16 protein-coding genes are annotated in these 17,089 nt (G+C 69.7%); 13 read left to right on the forward strand and 3 right to left on the reverse strand.

Annotated features, from left to right (window positions below; translation table 11 throughout):
* The first annotated feature begins 148 nt into the window (after positions 1 to 148).
* The 6 genes from AB0C75_RS00615 (at position 149) to AB0C75_RS00640 (ending at position 7,645) form a co-directional block, all read left to right on the forward strand.
* Entirely contained in the window at positions 149 to 733 is a 585-nt protein-coding gene (locus AB0C75_RS00615; protein WP_362885654.1) for a DinB family protein, read from the forward strand.
* 264 nt (positions 734 to 997) lie between these two features.
* Entirely contained in the window at positions 998 to 1,408 is a 411-nt protein-coding gene (locus AB0C75_RS00620; protein ID WP_362885656.1) for a RidA family protein, read from the forward strand.
* A gap of 414 nt (positions 1,409 to 1,822) precedes the next feature.
* Positions 1,823 to 2,869 (forward strand): medium chain dehydrogenase/reductase family protein, encoded by a 1,047-nt coding sequence (locus tag AB0C75_RS00625; protein ID WP_362886140.1) that lies wholly within the window; start codon positions 1,823 to 1,825, stop codon positions 2,867 to 2,869.
* 120 nt (positions 2,870 to 2,989) lie between these two features.
* Complete coding sequence (locus AB0C75_RS00630; protein ID WP_362885658.1) at positions 2,990 to 3,619, forward strand: ABC transporter permease; 630 nt, start codon at positions 2,990 to 2,992, stop codon at positions 3,617 to 3,619.
* 291 nt (positions 3,620 to 3,910) lie between these two features.
* On the forward strand, positions 3,911 to 5,458 hold the full coding sequence (locus AB0C75_RS00635) for an NAD(P)/FAD-dependent oxidoreductase (RefSeq protein WP_362885660.1): 1,548 nt from the start codon (positions 3,911 to 3,913) through the stop codon (positions 5,456 to 5,458).
* A 249-nt stretch (positions 5,459 to 5,707) separates the two neighbouring features.
* Positions 5,708 to 7,645 (forward strand): N-acetylmuramoyl-L-alanine amidase, encoded by a 1,938-nt coding sequence (locus tag AB0C75_RS00640; RefSeq protein ID WP_362885662.1) that lies wholly within the window; start codon positions 5,708 to 5,710, stop codon positions 7,643 to 7,645.
* Positions 7,646 to 7,799: 154 nt separating this feature from the next.
* On the opposite strand, the gene AB0C75_RS00645 is transcribed toward AB0C75_RS00640, so the two are convergent.
* Together AB0C75_RS00645 and AB0C75_RS00650 are read right to left on the reverse strand one after the other, a co-directional pair.
* On the reverse strand, positions 7,800 to 8,231 hold the full coding sequence (locus tag AB0C75_RS00645; protein ID WP_362885664.1) for a nuclear transport factor 2 family protein: 432 nt from the start codon (positions 8,229 to 8,231) through the stop codon (positions 7,800 to 7,802).
* Between the two features lie 136 nt (positions 8,232 to 8,367).
* Entirely contained in the window at positions 8,368 to 8,685 is a 318-nt protein-coding gene (locus AB0C75_RS00650; RefSeq protein ID WP_362885666.1) for a hypothetical protein, read from the reverse strand.
* 116 nt (positions 8,686 to 8,801) lie between these two features.
* On the opposite strand from AB0C75_RS00650, the gene AB0C75_RS00655 reads away from it, so the two are divergent.
* Both AB0C75_RS00655 and AB0C75_RS00660 read left to right on the forward strand, forming a co-directional pair.
* Positions 8,802 to 9,596, forward strand: coding sequence for a helix-turn-helix transcriptional regulator (locus tag AB0C75_RS00655; RefSeq protein ID WP_362885668.1), 795 nt, complete (start codon positions 8,802 to 8,804; stop codon positions 9,594 to 9,596).
* Positions 9,589 to 9,810 (forward strand): DUF397 domain-containing protein, encoded by a 222-nt coding sequence (locus AB0C75_RS00660; protein WP_362885670.1) that lies wholly within the window; start codon positions 9,589 to 9,591, stop codon positions 9,808 to 9,810. Before AB0C75_RS00655 ends, AB0C75_RS00660 begins: the two co-directional genes overlap by 8 nt.
* A 29-nt stretch (positions 9,811 to 9,839) precedes the next feature.
* Here AB0C75_RS00660 and AB0C75_RS00665 read toward each other — a convergent pair whose 3' ends face one another.
* Positions 9,840 to 10,694, reverse strand: coding sequence for an alpha/beta fold hydrolase (locus AB0C75_RS00665; protein ID WP_362885672.1), 855 nt, complete (start codon positions 10,692 to 10,694; stop codon positions 9,840 to 9,842).
* Positions 10,695 to 10,887: 193 nt separating this feature from the next.
* On the opposite strand from AB0C75_RS00665, the gene AB0C75_RS00670 reads away from it, so the two are divergent.
* Genes AB0C75_RS00670 through AB0C75_RS00690 form a run of 5 tightly spaced genes read left to right on the forward strand, consistent with a single transcriptional unit; the run spans position 10,888 to position 17,078 of the window.
* Positions 10,888 to 12,180 (forward strand): ABC transporter substrate-binding protein, encoded by a 1,293-nt coding sequence (locus tag AB0C75_RS00670; RefSeq protein ID WP_362885674.1) that lies wholly within the window; start codon positions 10,888 to 10,890, stop codon positions 12,178 to 12,180.
* A gap of 31 nt (positions 12,181 to 12,211) precedes the next feature.
* On the forward strand, positions 12,212 to 13,153 hold the full coding sequence (locus tag AB0C75_RS00675; RefSeq protein WP_362885676.1) for a sugar ABC transporter permease: 942 nt from the start codon (positions 12,212 to 12,214) through the stop codon (positions 13,151 to 13,153).
* A gap of 29 nt (positions 13,154 to 13,182) precedes the next feature.
* Positions 13,183 to 14,019, forward strand: a complete 837-nt coding sequence (locus AB0C75_RS00680; protein WP_362885678.1) for a carbohydrate ABC transporter permease — start codon at positions 13,183 to 13,185, stop codon at positions 14,017 to 14,019.
* Positions 14,016 to 15,098 carry a LacI family DNA-binding transcriptional regulator gene (locus AB0C75_RS00685; protein WP_362885680.1) on the forward strand — a complete coding sequence of 361 codons (1,083 nt, stop codon included), beginning with the start codon at positions 14,016 to 14,018 and terminating at the stop codon, positions 15,096 to 15,098. Before AB0C75_RS00680 ends, AB0C75_RS00685 begins: the two co-directional genes overlap by 4 nt.
* Positions 15,099 to 15,143: 45 nt before the next feature.
* Positions 15,144 to 17,078, forward strand: a complete 1,935-nt coding sequence (locus AB0C75_RS00690; RefSeq protein WP_362885682.1) for a cellulase family glycosylhydrolase — start codon at positions 15,144 to 15,146, stop codon at positions 17,076 to 17,078.
* The last annotated feature ends 11 nt before the right edge of the window (positions 17,079 to 17,089 follow it).

Genomic DNA, 17,089 nt, shown 5'->3' on the forward strand with positions numbered 1-17,089 from the left:
GGAGGGTGTCTCACGTGGCAAGTTTCGCGAACTTCTTGTAGCAGGTCAGGGCAGCGGCCATGGCCGCGCTTCGGCCCTGCCAGCCAGTCATCGCGGTCCACGTACGGAATCTTGAGGCCACGAGCAGCCCATGGCAGGCTCATGCCGCATGATCGATGAATTCGCGAAGGACAACCTGCACGAGAGACTGCGGCGGGACCGCAAGGCTCTGCTCTGGAAGCTCGACGGCTTGTCCGAATATGATGCCCGCCGACCTTTGACAGCGACCGGGACCAACCTCCTCGGCCTGGTCAAACACGTGGCCGGCGTCGAGGCCAGGTACTTCGGCGAGATCTTCGACCGCCCGTCCCCGGAACCGCTGCCTCGGTGGCAGGACTCCGACGGCAGCGATCTGTGGGCAACCGAGGACGAGACGCGCGATCAGATCATCGGGTTCTACCGGCGCACGTGGGAACACTCGGACGCGACGATCGACGAGCTTGCCCTCGACGCCCCCGGTCACGTGCCGTGGTGGCCGGAGCCTCATGACAACACGAACCTGTTCGCCATCATGGTCCACGTCCTCGGCGAGACCAACCGGCATGCCGGGCACGCCGACATCCTGCGCGAAGGCGTCGACGGCCGAACCGGGATGCGCCCCGAACACGAAATGCAGATCGATGAAGATGCCCGCGCTGCCTACTGGGCGAAGATCGAGAAGGCCGCCAGATCCACCGCATCAGTCAAGGCATAGAAAGCGCTCAGCCACGGCGTAGGGACCCATCTGCAACTCTCGCTCGGCTCTTCCCCCGAGGCCCGGGGAGTTACGGACAGGAGGTGGACCCATATCTCCGATATGAACGTCCGGAACTCCCCAACCGCCTGGCTGTCTCCTGCGCTGCGGCCGCGTCGACCAGCCCGCCTAGCGGGCCCCCGGGAAAATGAGGGCGCGCCGACGAGCGGGTCTGCTAGAAGGTGGAGACACGCATACCCGACCATCCGCAAGGACTTGGATGCCATGCCCCGTGCCGTCACGCTCATCCGCTCCACCGCCCTGTCCGACGTGGCCGAGTACGCCTACGCCGCCACCGCGCCGGCCGACGCACGTCTGATCTTCCTCGCAGGTGCGTGCCCGCTGAACGAGGACGGGTCCACAGCGGCCGTCGGTGACTACGCCGGCCAGGCTGCGAAGGCCCTCGAAAACATGAAGACCGCGCTCGCGGCGGCGGGCGCCCGCCTGGATGACGTCATCAGCACGCGTGTACTGGTGGCCTCCGCGCGACAGGAGGACCTGGTGACCGCCTGGCAGGTGGTCCGGGACGCCTTCGGCGACCACGACGTCCCGAGCACGTTGCTCGGCGTCACCGTGCTCGGGTACGCCGACCAGCTCGTGGAGATCGAGGGCGTCGCAGCCGTGCTCGACTCCTGATCACGCGCCGGCTCAGCCCTCCGCCTACGCCGAAGGGCGACGAGCGGCGCGACGCCAAATATCCCGGGCAAGCTGCGGCCGTGCGCTGGCTCCGGGGAGGTTACAGACAGAAAACGGCCCCTTAAGTCCCGTATCGCCGTCCGTAACCTCCCACCCGGCGAGCGCCGCTCCCGCGCCGTCCCCGTCAGCCGCTGAACCCGGCCTCGCGCAGGGCCCTTTCGGTGCGGGCGCGGTGGTCTGCCCGTGGTCGGCCGTTTCGTTGCGCTCCGATTCGTCAACTTACAGCGTGAAGCTTACGGGGGTAGCCTCTTGTCGCCCCGGACTTACGTGTGTAGTGTTACGACCGTAAGCAAACGAGCGAAGCCCCGAACGACGACGCCTGAAGGAGCCCATCCCATGAACTCCACGAACGCCATGAACAGCACCGTCGCCATCGCCGCCACCGAGATCGTTCTGCCCGGAGAGGTCGAGCCCGAGGGGCTGGAGAGCCGGACCCGCGAGCTGGCCGAGCCGGAGAAGGGCCAGGTCGTCCTGCGGATGGACGCGACGGGCGTCTCGTTCGCCGAGCAGCAGATGCGCCTGGGTACGTACTTCGACCAGCCGCCCTTCCCCTTCGTACCCGGCTACGACCTGGTCGGTACGGTCACCGAGGTCGGCCCCGGCGTGGACACCGACCTGGCCGGCCGCCGGTTCGCCGCGATCACCAAGGTCGGCGCCTGGGCCAGCCATCTGCTGGTCGACGCCGCGGACCTGATGCCGGTGCCGGACGGCGTGGACGCGGCAGCCGCCGAGACCGTCGTCGTCAACGGGGTCACCGCCTGGCAGATGCTGCACCGGACGGCCAAGGTCCGCGCCGGCGACACGATCGTGGTGCTGGGTGCGAACGGCGGCGTCGGCTCCACGCTCGTGCAGCTGGCCCGGCACGCCGGGCTGAAGGTCATCGGTACGGCGTCGGAGCGCCACCACGACCACGTGCGTGAGCTGGGCGCGACACCGGTCGACTACCGCGACCCCGACATGTACGCCCGCATCAAGGAGCTGGCGCCCGAAGGCGTGGACGCGGTCTTCGACCACGTCGGCGGGGCCGCGGTCGAGCAGTCGTGGCGGCTGCTGCGCAAGGGCGGGACGCTCGTCTCCTACGGCACCGCGGCATCCAAGGGCGACAAGGGCAACTCCCAGCTGCCGGTACTGAAGCTCTTCGGGCAGCTCGCCGCATGGAACAACCTGCCCAACGGCAAGAGCGCCCACTTCTACAACCTCTGGGCCGGCAAGCGCCGTTGCCGCGCGTCCTGGCAGCGCCGGATGAGCGAGGACCTCACCCAGGTCCTGCAGCTGGTGGCCGACGGGACGGTGGTCCCGCAGATCGCCGCCCGGATCCCGCTGGCCGACGCCGCCGCGGCGCTGACCCTGGCCGAGTCCCGCACCGTCGCCGGCAAGGTCATCATCGTCCCCGAAGCGTGACGTGACACGGAGCCCGCAAGAAGAAGCAGTGCCCCATACCCTGTAGTTACAGGTGTAAGTTGATGAGTTTAACGTTACGCGTCACAGGCTGACGCAGCCCATACCCCGGAGGCCCCCGCCATGTCCGTCGCCGCTCCCCCCGCCCCGATCGCCACCACCACCGTCACGCCGACCCGCACCCCGGGGGAGGTCGACAACCGTCCGACCTACATCAGCTTCGGCCTCGCCTACCTGCTCGGCCACGGCACGGCCGCCATCTCCGCCGGCGACGAACCCCTGCTCGGCCTGCCGGGCTGGCTGCCCATGACCCTCCTCGGCGCCGGACTCGCCGTCGGCACGGTCCAGGCCACCCTCGCCGCCACACGTGCCCAGCGCACCGCCACCGATCCGGACGAGCTCCTCTCCGGCAAGCTCCTCGGCGCGGCGTGGGTCACCGGCTTCGTCGCCCTCTTCCTCGCCATCACCGGCCTCACCTCCACCCTCGACAACCCCGACCTGCAGACCATGCTCTGGCCCACCGGATCCGGCCTCATCGTCGGCCTCCTCTACATCGCCGAGGGCGCCCAGCGACGCAACCTGCTCCACTACAGCCTCGGCACCTGGCTGGCCCTCACCTCCACCGCCGCGCTCCTCACCGGCAGTACCGGCCTCTACTGGGTGCTCACCCTCGCCGGCGGCGGCGCCTACGCCCTCGCAACCGCCCTCGAACACCGCCGCCTCACCATCACCGGTGACCACGCCCACCGGTGACACCGCCCACTGCGTCCGGTGGACCACCGGACGTGGCCTGTGACCGAAGACCCCGGCACGGCAGAGACCTCCGAGACCGACGCGGACCACCAGGCCCCTCGGCGACCGGAGGCCTTTGCGTTGCAGGCGGAGAGGCGCCACCTCCCGCTCCTGCCCACCCATATGGTGCTTTCGCTTCAGAAAACCACCCTTCCGATCACGGAAAGCACTACCGTCGGACACTCCGAGTGACCAACGACGTGCGGTCCGGCACTGTGCCCGGGTTGCTCGCGAGGCAAGTGGGGAGCGGCCGTGACCGGGGTAGGTAACGACAGTCGTCAGGAAACGGAGGTCGTCGTCATCGGGGCCGGCCTCAGCGGGGTGGCCGCCGTGGTCGCACTGCGCCGGGCCGGGGTCGAGAACGTCGTCGTACTGGAGAAGTCCGGGCGCCTCGGAGGGACTTGGCGCGACAACACGTATCCCGGGTGCGGGTGCGATGTGCCGTCGATGCTGTACGAGTACTCCTTCGCCCCTCACCCCTGGTCCCGCTGCTTCGCCGGCCGGTCCGAGATCCTCGGCTATCTCGAAACCACCGCCGCCACGCAAGGCGTGGACGAGGCCATCCGCTACGACACCGAAGTGCTGAGCGCGCGTTGGGAGGCGGACGCGCGCCGCTGGGAGCTGGAGACCACGCAGGGTACGTACGCCGCCCGCGCCCTGATCGTCGCCACCGGGCCCTGGCACCGGCCGCGCGACCCCGAACTCCCCGGCCTCGACGCCTTTCCCGGTGTCTCCTTCCACTCCGCCCGCTGGAACCATGACACCGACCTGACGGGGCGTCGCGTCTCGGTGGTCGGCACCGGGGCGTCCACCGTGCAGTTCCTGCCCGAGATCCAGCCGGAGGCCGCACACGTCGATGTCTTCCAGGGCACACCCCAGTGGGTGCTGCCCAAGCCCGACTTCGCGTTCCCGGACGGTTTCCACCGCTTCCTCGAACGCCATCCGGCCGCCCGCAGGGCGGTGCGCGGTGTGCAGCACCGGACCCAGGAAGCCATCGCCGTACCCCTGCGTCACCCGCGCCTGTTGCGGCCCCTGGAGGCCATGGCACGCCACCATCTGCGCGCCTCCGTCCCGGACCGGGAGCTGCGCCGGGCGCTCAGCCCCGACTACCGCCTCGGGGCCCGCCGCCTGATCACCTCCGACACGTACTACCCGGCCCTGACCCGGCCCAATGTGCGGCTGCATCCGACTCGGGCGGCGGCCGTGGAGGGCTCCGAGGTCGTCGGGGCCGACGGCACCCGTACACGCGCCGACGTCATCGTCCTGGCCACCGGCTACCACGTCGGCGAGATCCCCCTGGCCGACCGGCTGCACGGCAGCGACGGCACCACGCTGGCCGGGACCCCGGCCTGGGCCGAGGGCCGTCGGGCCTACCTGGGCACCAGCGTCAGCGGATTCCCCAACCTCTTCCTCCTCATCGGCCCGAACCTGCTCAGCGGCACCACCGCGGTTCCGACCGTCCTGGAGGCCCAGTTGAGCTACGTCGCCGCCGCCCTCACCCACCTGCGGACCAGGAAACTCGCCGCGCTGGACGTCAGGCCCGACGTCGAGGAGGCGCACCACAGGGCGGTGCAGAAGGCCCTTCGAACCACCGTCTACAGCACCGCCGACTCCGGCTACTACTTCGGCCGGCCGGGCATCAACACGTTCAGCTGGCCCTGGTCGACCGGCAAGCTCCTCAAGCGCCTGCGTGACTTCACCCCGGACGCCTACACGTGGACGCCACCCGGCGGCCTGCCGGCCCAGACCCGCGGAGACCGGGACGGCTCACCCGTCTCACGGCCGGGTCTGCCCCGCTAGGGCGCGTTTCGAAAGTAGCGCCGTCCGCCCGAAGGGCGGGCCCGGCGGCGTCTGGTGCGTGCGATCGCAAGGCGGAGGGTCGCGGTCAGTGCCGACACGCTCGTCGCGTACCTCGCCAACATGCGTGAGAGATACATATGAAAACATATGATCGGCCGTCATGGCGCTTGCCGACCACGGGACTTGAGACCGGGCCGGTAGCACCGTGCGTACGGCTGAGTAATTCCTCCCACACATAGTTGGAAGCTGATGACAAGAGACACCCAAACGCACCGGAAGCGGGCGCTGCTGCGGCACCCCGTCGCGATATCCGCCGCAGCCGTGGTGGTGGCCGGAGCCATCGCCATACCTGTGGTGGCCCAGGCGACGCAGGGCGACGCCCCCGCGAACACCGCGCTGCAGCGGGACTTCGAGGCCGCGGCCGCCGAGTACGACGTGCCCCAGGACGTGCTGATGGCGGTCGCCTACCAGCAGTCGGCCTGGGACACCCACCAGGGGCAGCACAGCGCCTCGGGCGGCTACGGGCCGATGCATCTGACCGACGTCACCCCGGAGATGATCGACGGCGGTGCCGCGGGCACCGCCGGACGCGCGGAGGCCGAGAAACTCGCCAAGGGCGAGGCCAAGCACACGCTCCAGACCGCGGCGCGACTGACGGGGCTTCCGGCCGACGAACTGCGTACCAGTGCCTCGGCGAACGTCCGCGGTGGCGCGGCGCTGCTGGCCTCGTACCAGAAGGAGCTGAACAGCAAGACCTCCGACGACCCCGGCGACTGGTACGGAGCGGTCGCCCGCTACAGCCGGTCCCCGGAGCGTCAGGGGGCGACCGCGTTCGCCGACCGCGTGTTCGCGACACTGAAGAAGGGCGTCGCCCGCAAGACGTCCGACGGACAGAAGATGCGCCTCGCCGCGGACAACGGGGCAGAACCGGTCACCTCCCAGGTGGACAAGCTCAAGCTGTCCGCTGCCGCGACAGCGGACACCGAGTGCCCGGCCACCCTGGACTGCACGTACGTCCCGGCCGCCGCCGGCAACGGACAGGCCTCGAACCGGCCCGCGAACGGCGCCCCGATCGACCGGATCGTCATCCACGACACCGAGTCGCCCTACGAGTCCGCCATCGCCACCTTCCAGGACCCGGCGAGCGGCACCTCCGCCCACTACGTGGTGCGGTCCTCGGACGGCGCGGTGACCCAGATGGTCCCCACCAAGAACCTGGGCTTCCACGCCGGCAACTACTCCACCAACCTGCACTCGATCGGCATCGAGAACGAGGGCTACGCCGCGCACGGTGCCACGTGGTACACCGAATCGCAGTACCGGTCGAGCGCGGAGCTGGTGAAGTACCTGGCCAAGCAGTACGACATCCCGCTGGACCGGCAGCACATCGTCGGCCACGACAACGTGCCCGCTCCCGCTGACGACTTCGTGAACGACCAGCACTGGGATCCGGGACCGTCCTGGGACTGGGAGCGCTTCATGGACCTGGTCGGCGCCCCGGTCGACGGGGAGCACGGCGTCGGCGAGGTCGGTTCCGCCGTGACGATCGCGCCGGGCTTCACCGACAACGAGCAGACCATGGAGGTCTGCGCGCAGGACGACGGCAGCGGCGCCACCGAGGAGTGCGGCACCGTGAAGCAGGCGTCGAACTTCGTCCGGCTGCGCACCGAACCCAAGGCCGACGCGCCGCTGTTCGGCGAGCAGACGATTCACCCGGACAACGGCACCGGTACCGACCGGATCAGCGACTGGGGGGCCACGGCCCAGGCCGGCCAGCAGTTCGTCGTCGCCGACCGCAAGGGTGACTGGACCGCCATCTGGTTCAGCGGCAGCAAGCTGTGGTTCAACAACCCGGACGGCGCCAACACCGTCCCCGCCCCCGACGCCACCATCGTGAGCCCCTCGGGTGACAAGGCACTGGAGGTGTACGGCACCAACTACCCGGACGCGGACGAGTACCCCGCCGATTCCTCGCCGTCGACCCAGGCCCCGCTGAGCATGTACTCCGTCCCGGCCGAGCAGGCCTACGTGGCCGCGTCGGCTCCCGCCCCGACGGATGACTTCCTGCCCTCCAGCGGCAAGGTCGTCGTCGGCGCGAAGAAGATGTACACCATCCAGTACAGCCACAAGAACGTCCTGGTCTACTCCGACCAGGTGTCCACCACGGAAAGTCCGTCCGGCGCCTGACCCGACCGGTCACCCGGCAAGGGGGGGTCGTTCGGGGCCGCAGTGACGGCCAGGATCCGAACGGCTCCCCCTCCACCTGTCTCCGGCGTATGGCCCCCGCCGCGTCAGCGTCCGCGGCGGGGGCCATCGGTACAGCCGCATGCCCCACGGCCTGTCAGCAGACCGGATCGTCAGCCGCCCGGAGCACCCCGAAGTCGCCGATCCGGATCCTCATGTCGAAGTCCCGATGGTTCAGCCGCCAGCCGGACTCCGTACGCACCCACCGGTCGTCGTACTCGCCCATGCACTCGAAGGACTTGCCCCGCATGCTGCCGATCCCCACGTGGTGGATCCGCGCGTAGCTGAGACTCTGCGCGCGGTCGCCCTCGATGACCACCCTCGTGTTGCCGAGCAGGTGCTGGGTCGGACCGCAGCCACCGAGATGGTCCTGCATGACGGTCAGGATCGCGTCGGTCCCCGTCCTTCCGTACCCGGTCCCGCCGGCGGTGAAGGTGTTCCGAATACCGTCCCAGTCCCGGGCGTCGATGGCGGCCTGCAACCGGTACAGCTGGTCGAGCACAGCCACTCGATCTTCGACACCACTCATGGCGTCCACTCCCCTTCGGTCCGCTCGGCCCGCGCGTTCACCCGCGGCTCTGACGAACCTGTGTAGCGCGCCGGCGCCACACCATGGGCCGCCCGGTCCCACCCACCGGACGCACCCCGAACACTCAAGCCCACGGTCACCACGGCGCGGCGCGCAGGCGCGTACCCCGGCTCTCCGCGATCCGGTGCACGTCGCGCAGCGACTCGGCCAGGCGGGCCACGACGTAGCGGAGTTGGGCCGAGGTGACCTGGCGGTCGTCGAGCATGTCGGCTGCGTGGTCGAGCAGTTCGACAGCCATCCCGAGCCGGACGCTCTCGACGTTGTCCGCGATCCGGGAGACGTAACCCGTGCCGTCCCCGATGACATAACAGGGCTTGCCCTCCGGGCCGGTCCACGGCAGAAGCCGTGCCGGGCGGGGGCTGGTTCCGATCCCGTAAGTGGTGCGGTGCGGCATGTCGTCAACTCCGTCGGGGTGAGGTGGGTAGCGATCCACTCACAGAGTGCGACGGGCCGGTCTAGGCTCGCCAGGGGGCACTGGGTGACAGATGCGTCGTCACATGGGAGTTGACGTTGAGTAACAGCTATGGGGACTGGTTCAGGGAGCAGCGCCTGGCTGCGGGACTGACCCAGCAGCAGCTGGCCGACACGGCAGTGATGACCCGTTCGCACATCGCGCACATCGAGGCGGGGCGTCGCATTCCTTCGAGGGAGGACGCGCGACGGCTGGACAATGCCCTGAACACGGGGAATGTACTGAGCAGCTTCCTGCCGGACAGCGATGTGGCCGTCGCCGACTACTTCGGGTCCGCGCTACTGCTCGAACAGCAGGCCACGATGATCCGCGAGTTCGGGCTCTCCTTCGTCCCCGGCGTCCTACAGACAGAACGGTACGCGCGCGCGGTCCTGAGCACATCGTTCCCCCCTGTGAGTGAAGAGGAATGTGACAGGCTCGTTGTCACACGGCTTGAGCGGGCGAAGGTCCTCGACCATCCGGTGCAGCCAGTGGTTTGGGCGCTGCTCGACGAGGCGGTGCTACGTCGCACAGTCGGCGGACCAGATGTCATGGCTGAGCAGATCATGCACATCGTGGGTCTGGTCGAGAAGAGGCGTGTGCGCGCCTATGTGCTGCCCTTCGGCCTCGGGGTCCACACGCTCATGCAGGGAATGCTCACTCTGATGCGTTTCGAGGACCAACCTCCTGTGGCCTACTCGGAAGGTATCCAGGCGGGCAAGGTGCACGATTCCCCGGCCATGGTCGACCGGCTCGAAGGCGCCTACGATGTTGCGCTGGGCGATGCAATGCCGCTCAAGGAGTCATTGGCCCTCATGAGGTCGACCGCAAAGGACTACGGATACCGTGACTGACCGCACCCTCCCCGACGCCTCCGCACTGACCGGCTGGCGCAAGTCCACCTACAGCGGCAACGAAGGCGGCAGCTGCGTAGAGGTCCTGGACGGCCACCCCTCCGGCGTCCCCGTCCGCGATTCCAAGGCCCCGCACGGCCCCGCCCTCATCATCCCGGCCACAAGCTGGACGTCGTTCGTCTCAGCGGTCAAGGGAGACCTGCTCGCCCTCTGAGCCACCCCCGCAGGTCGCCCGGCGGATCGTCAGCTCGCCGCGAGGTCCGCCAGCAATTCCGCGGCGGGCTTCGGGTGTACCAGCCAGCCCAGGTGGCTTCCGGGGAGCGTCCGGACGTCGAAGGGGTTGTCGGGGGTGAGCGCGTCGGCCTCGCGGATCATGCGGTCCTGCACGGCGGGCGGAACGCTCGCGTCGGCGGCCAGGCGCACATAGGTCCTGGGGATCCGGCCCCAGGTCGCGGCCTGCGCCCGGTCGGCGGGTGTGCCGGCGTCGAGGTTCTCGTCGGGCTGGAAGGTGTTCAGGAAGGTCCGGAACTCGTCATCGATGAGGTCGGCGGCGAACGCGTGCTTGAACGCGGCGAGCGTCGCCGGGTCGGCGGTGCGGAAGTTGGTGCGGAGCAGGCCCAGTTCGGCAGGGTTCCCGACAACCGCGGCGGCGAAGCCTCCCGGGTCGACGTCCGCCATCTCCGGCTCGGCGTAGTAGCCGCCCACGTCCAGATCGACGGGGCACCAGGCGGCGACGTAGACGATCCGGTCGATCAGCTCCGGCCGGGCGTTGGCGACGGCGGTGGTCGTGGCGCCGCCCCTGCTGTGGGCGACGAGGACGGTGGGGCCGTTCCGCTTGGCCCGTTCGAGTACGTCGATCACTCGGGCGACGTTGTCCGCGAGCGTGACTCCCCTGATGCTCCCCGGCTCCTCGGCGAGGGCGTCCAGGTCCTGCGGGGCCTGGTAGGGCGCGGGGAAGGTCGCCTCGAAGCCGTGGCCCGGAAGGTCGACCGCGGCCGAGCGGTGACCGAGCAGGGCGAGCTCGGCCTGTAGCGGCGCGAACGAGAACGAATTCGCGAAGGCCCCGTGGACCAGGACGAAGGTCGGCTGATTTCGCATGCCTCAGCCTCCAACAGAACGATCTTCGGAGCAATACCCACGACCAGCGGCACACCCCCTGACCGAAATGTCCAGCCTTCCAGCATGTGCAACCGGGGGTTGACCGTTCCGACGCGCACCTCTAGGTTTCTCGCAACCTGCTGGTACATCGATTAACCACCCCGGTTACCGTCCTGGTTGGAGACATCCCGCTGTGCGCTCACCCCTGAGTCGGCGCGGTTTCCTTGCTGCTGGTTCCGGCCTCGCCGCCGCTACCGCGCTGCCCGCAATGTCCGGCTGCTCCACCCTCGCCTCGGCCGATTCCGACCCCGGCTCCCTACTCGTCCACACCCAGCTCGGAACCACCGCGCCGGGCTCCCCCACCTACACCGCCGTCGTGAAGGCCTTCGAGAAGGAGAACCCGGGCATCCGGGTCAAGAATCTCGTCAACGGCGACGACCTCCCCCAGGTGTACGAGACGTCTCGGCTGGCCCGTAAGGAGCCGGACGTCGTCATGGTCAACCTGTACGACAAGACGCTGGCCTGGACCGACGTCGGTGCCACCGTCGACGTCAAGGGCCACCTCGACGACTGGGGGCTGCGCGACCGCGTGCTGCCCGCCGCCGTGGAGGAGTGGACCGACGACAAGGGCAGGCTCCGGGCCTTCCCGTACTTCGCCACCAACTGGCCCGTCGCTTTCAACACCGCCCTCCTCGAAAGGGCCGGCGTCGACTCCCTCCCCACCACCGGGGACCAGCTCATCGGCGCCGCCCGCAAGCTGCGGGCCAAGGGCATCGCACCCGTCACCGTCGGCGGCAACGACTGGACGGGGCAGAAGCTGCTCGCCCAGATCATCCAGACCTTCCTCACCCCCGACGAGGCCCGGCAGGTCTACACGACGGGTGACTTCAGCGGCAGCCGGGGAGCACGTGCCGGCATCGACTACTTCGTGACGCTGCGGGACGCCGGGGTCTTCGCCGACAAGGCGCAGGGACTGACCTCCGACACGATGACCACGCAGTACAACACGGAGGCCGCGGCCATCCAGTCCGCGATGTCCTCCGCGCTCGCGAAGGTCCCGGCGAAGGCGGCCGGGCACACGGAGATCGGGGGATGGCCGCTCGCACCTGGCGCCTCCCACGAGAAGCCGACCATCCTGCGCTCGTTCACCCTCATCGGCTTCTGGATCAGCCCCAACGGCGTCAAGAAGCTGTCCTCCGTCGAGAAGTTCATCCGCTTCATGTACCGCCCCGACGTGGTGTCGCGCTTCATCACCGAGAGCGGCCGGGACATGGCGCTCGTGACCGACACGGTCAGCAAGGACTTCCCTCTGGTGGCGAAGGCCCAGCAGCTCGGCGACCGGGTCGGCCAGGTGCTCCTGCCCGACCTGTACGTCCCGCCGACCGCGACCCAGCCCCTGATCACCGCCACCAGCACCGCCTTCACCCGGGGAACGAGCGCGGCATCCGTGCGTTCCGCCCTGGAATCCGCCTACCGCACGGCCTGATCCGCGCGCCCGAGCCCTTGCGAGTCCTCCAATGACGATGCTCTCGTCCGCCCTGGGCGGCGCCTCGGTCCGCGGGCAGGTCACTCCCCCGCGGTCCGCCGCCACCACGAAGCGCCGTAAGCAGGGCGGGGTCATCCTCGCCGTGCCCGCGCTGGTCTGGTATCTGGTCTTCATGGTCGGCCCGTTGGTCGCCATCTTCGTCATCGCCGCCCTGCACTGGCCCGGGATGCTCCAGCCGGTCTCCTTCGCCGGCACGGGCAACGTCCGCGCCGTCCTGGACGACCCGGTCTTCTGGGACGCGGTGACCAACACCGCCGTACAGCTCGTCGTGGCCGTGCCCCTGATGATCGTCGGCGCGTACATGCTCGGGTACTACGTCGCGCAGAAGCCGCCGGGACACCGTGTCCTGCGCTATCTGCTCTTCATACCCGGGCTGATCTCCACCCCCGCCAAGGCGATGGTCTTCTACGCGGTCCTCTCACCTGACGGCCTGCTCAACGGCGCCCTGGACAAGGTCGGCCTCGGCTCGATGACCGACGCCTGGCTCGCGTCGCCCTCCACCGCGCTCGGCTCCCTCATCCTCCTCGACGTGTGGAGCGGCATCGGGTTCACCGCCGTGCTGTTCGCGGCCCGGCTCGGCAGCGTCCCGGACGAGATCGGGGAGGCCGCGCAGCTGGACGGCGCCGGGCACTGGCGCGCCATGTGGCGCATCCACTTCCCCGTCATCCGGGACTTCGTGGGTGTCGTGACGATGCTCCAGTTCCTCTGGACCCTCTTCGGCTCCGCGCAGAACGTGCTGCTGCTCACCCAGGGCGGCCCCGGCAGCTCGTCGACGACGCTGTCCTTCCTCGTGTACCAGAAGGCGTTCATCGCGGCCGATCTCGGCTACAGCCAGACCGTCGGTGTGGTCCTCTTCCTGGTCGGCCTGGCCGGGCTGCTGACCATCCGCCGCGTCTTCCGCCAGAACTACTGAATCGGAGCGGTCCCATGAAGAGCGGTCCCATGAAGTACGGGAAATTCGGAAGGTCCTGGCTGCCGGCGCACATCTTCGCCTGGCTGTACATGGTGCTCCTGGTCGTCCCCCTCTACTACCTCCTGGTCTCGGCGTTCAAGACGAACGACCAGATCTTCGGGAGCCCCTTCTCGCTCCCCACCTCCCTGTCCACCGCCAACTTCACCGAGTCGTTCACCTCGGCCCATCTCGGTCCTGCCGTCGTCAACTCGATGCTCGTGACGGTGCTGGCACTGGTACTCACCCTGGCCCTCGCGATACCGGCGGCCTTCGCCATCGCCCGTACGGAGGGACGGCTCGGGGCCCTGGTCGAGCGGGTGTTCTCGCTGGGATTCCTGATCCCCACGTTCGCCGCGCTCTTCCCGACGTTCCTGCTCGCCGCCGCGACGGGTCTTTTCCACACCCGTGCGTTCATGGTGCTGTTCCTGCCGGCCACGGCGATGCCGCTCTCCGTCGTCATCCTGGTGCAGTTCATGCGGACCATCCCGCGCGAGATGGAGGAGGCGGCGCGCATGGACGGCGCGTCCACCTTCGCCGTCCTGCGGCACGTCTACACACCGATGTGCATGCCGGGCATCGCGACGATCCTCCTGCTGAACTTCCTGACCTTCTGGAACGAGTACCTGTACTCGCTCGTCATCATCGGCCCCGATCCCGACCTGCGGACCGTGCAGGTCGCCCTGCCCACGCTCAAGTCCCTGACGGGTACGGACTACGGCATCCTTACGGCGGGCACGGTGCTGACCCTGGTCCCGGTCTGGGTGGTCTACACCGTGCTCCAGAAGCGGATGCAGCAGGCCCTCGTCAGCGGAGCAGTGAAGATGTGAACAGGTCCCCCGAAGGGCGTACCGCCGTGCGCCCCACCATCAAGGCCGTGGCAGCGGCGGCCGGGGTGTCCACCGCGGCCGTCTCCCAGGCCGTCAACGGCACCGGCCGGATCTCGGAGGCCACCCGCCGCCGGGTCCTGGACGCGGCCACCGAGCTCGGCTGGTCCCCCAGTGCGTCGGCGACGGCGCTGCGCCGGGCCCGTACGCGCACGATCGCGCTGGTCGTCCGGCGGCCCACCGATGTGCTGGGCTCCGACCCGCACTTCAGTGAGCTGATAACCGGCCTGGAGGGCGAGCTCGCCCCGCGCGGCTACGGTCTGCTGCTGCACCTGGTGGCGGACATGGCCCAGGAGAACGCGCTGTACGAGCGGCTCGTCGCCGAGGGCCGGATCGACGGCGCCGTGCTGACCGACGCCCGCGCCGACGATCCACGCCCCGCCCTGCTGCGGGGCCTCGGTCTGCCCGCCGTCCTGCTGGGCGCCCCGGACGCGGCGTCGCCCGTACCCCGGGTGGGGCTCGGGCAGCAGGGCGCGGGCGTCAGGGAGGCCGTGACCCATCTGCTGGAGCTCGGCCACCGGCGCGTCGCCTACATCGCGGGCCCTGCCGAACTGCTGCACACCAGGCTGCGGTTGACCGCCTTCGATGAGGCGCTCGCCGGGGCGGGGCTGAGCCCCGTCGCCGTACGCCACAGCGACTTCACCGAGCAGGCCGCCGTGGATGTCACCGAGGAGCTGCTCGCCCTGCCCGAGAGGCCGACGGCCCTGGTGTTCCCCAACGACTCCATGGCCGTCTGCGGCATCGGCACGGCGCAGCGCGCCGGGCTCCGGGTGCCCGCCGACCTGTCGGTGGTCGGGTACGACAACCTCTCGCTCGGCCGCTGGGTCCACCCCAGGCTCACCACCGTCGACCAGCAGGTGCAGCGCGTCGGTGCCGCCGCCGCCCGCACCCTGCTCGCCGGCTGCGGGGAGGACGTGCCCCCGCCGGTGCTCGACGGCCGCCCCCGGCTGGTCGTACGGGAGTCGACCGGACCGCTGCCCTCCCCGACCCCGATCCCCGCCCCGGCCCCGGCCCCGATCTGAAGCACCGCACCCACCCCCGCACACCGAAGAGGACCCGGAACCACCATGCGACGCCACAGCGCCCAGCTCACCCATGACTCCGCCGTACTCCCGTGGCTCGGGGCCAACTTCTGGTCCCGTACCGGCGGCCCGCTGATGTGGCGGAACTACGAGCCGAAGACGGTACGCGAGGAGCTGGCCGTGCTCAGGGAGCACGGCCTCAACATGACCCGGTCGTTCTTCTACTGGCCCGACTTCCACCCGGAGCCCGGCCGGATCGACGAGGAGCTCTGCGACCGGTTCCGGGACTTCCTCGACGCCCACCACGAGCTGGGGATGGGCACGGTCCCCACGTTCATCGTCGGGCACATGTCCGGGGAGAACTGGGACCCGGCCTGGCGCGGTGACCGTGATCTGTACGAGGACGTGTGGCTGGTCGGCCGGCAGGCGTGGTTCGTCTCCCAGATGACCCGTCGCTTCAAGGACCACCCGGCGGTCACCGGCTGGCTGATCACCAACGAGATGCCGGGCTACGGCCGGATCTATCAGGTCGACCCGCCGTCGAGCGATGTCGTCACCGCCTGGGCGCAGTTCATGTGCGACGCGGTGCGCGCGGCGGGCGGCACGCAGCCGGTGTCGCTCGGCGACGGCGCCTGGGGCATCGAGGTGACGGGCCGCGACAACGGTTTCTCGCTGCGGGAGACCGCCGAGTACGTCGACTTCGTCGGCCCGCACGTCTACCGCTCGGACACGGACCGGCCGCGCCAGCACTACCGGGCCGCGTTCGAGTGCGAGCTGGCCGCCGTCACCGGTCAGCCGGTCGTCCTGGAGGAGTTCGGGCTGTCCACCGACACGGTCTCGGCGGCGAACGCCGGGATCTTCTACCGGCAGACCCTGCACAACTCGCTGCTCGGGGGGGCCACGGGCTGGATGGCCTGGAACAACACGGACTACGACGAGCTGTGGGAGCAGTCACCGTACGACCACCACCCCTTCGAGATGCACTTCGGGATCACGGACAGCGCCGGGCACCCCAAGGAGCCACTGCGCGAACTGGCCGCCTTCGCGCAGGTCCTGGAGCAGGTCGACTTCCCGCGCTGCCGTCGCACCGACGCGGACGCGGCTCTCGTCGTGCCGGCCTTCCTGGAGCGCGGCTACCCCTACAGCCGGCCTGCCGACCGTCCGCTGATCTTCACCTCGCTGCACCAGGGATACGTCGCGGCGCGCGGCGCGGACCTGCCGGTGGCGTTCGCCCGGGAGGCCGACGGGCTGCCGGACGACGCCTCGCTGTATCTGCTGCCGTCGACGCGCCAGCTGACCACCCGCACGCGGCGTGCGCTGGAGCAGCGGGCGAAGGCGGGGGCGACGGTGTATCTGTCGTTCTGCTCGGGTGAGCACCCGACGACGCGCGGGCCGTGGTTCCACGACCTCGACGGACTGTTCGGGGTGGAGCTCCAGCTGTCCTACGGGGTCGCCGAGCCGATCGAGGACGACGTCCTGGAGATGACGTTCACCGAGGACTTCGGCTCGATCGCGGCCGGCGAGGTGCTGACCTTCCCGGTCGCGGGCAACGAGGACAGCCGCGTGTATCTGCCGGTCGTCCCCGACGGCGCACGGGTCGTCGCCACCGACGCGCACGGCCGCCCCGCCCTCCTGCGCTACGAGACGGGCGCGGGCCGCACCGTCCTGGCCACGTACCCGCTGGAGCACATGGCGGCGCGTACGGCCCGTGCCAACCCGGAGCAGACGCACCGGCTGTACGCGGCGCTCGCCGAACTCGCCGGTGCGGCCCGGCCGGTGACGGTCTCCACTCCGTACGTCAGCGCCGACACGCTGGTCCGCGAGGACGGTACGCGGTTCGTGTGGCTGGTGAGCCAGTCCGCCGATGAGCTGACGGTGCGCCCCTCCGCGGACGGTGAGCTGCGCGAGCTGACCGGCGGCGCCCCGGTGCGGGACGTGACCCTGGCCCCGTACGGGGTGCGCGTGCTCGAACTGCGCTGACCGCCCGACCC

The sequence above is a fragment of the Streptomyces sp. NPDC048565 genome, assembly GCF_040650935.1.
Taxonomy (GTDB): Bacteria; Actinomycetota; Actinomycetes; order Streptomycetales; family Streptomycetaceae; genus Streptomyces.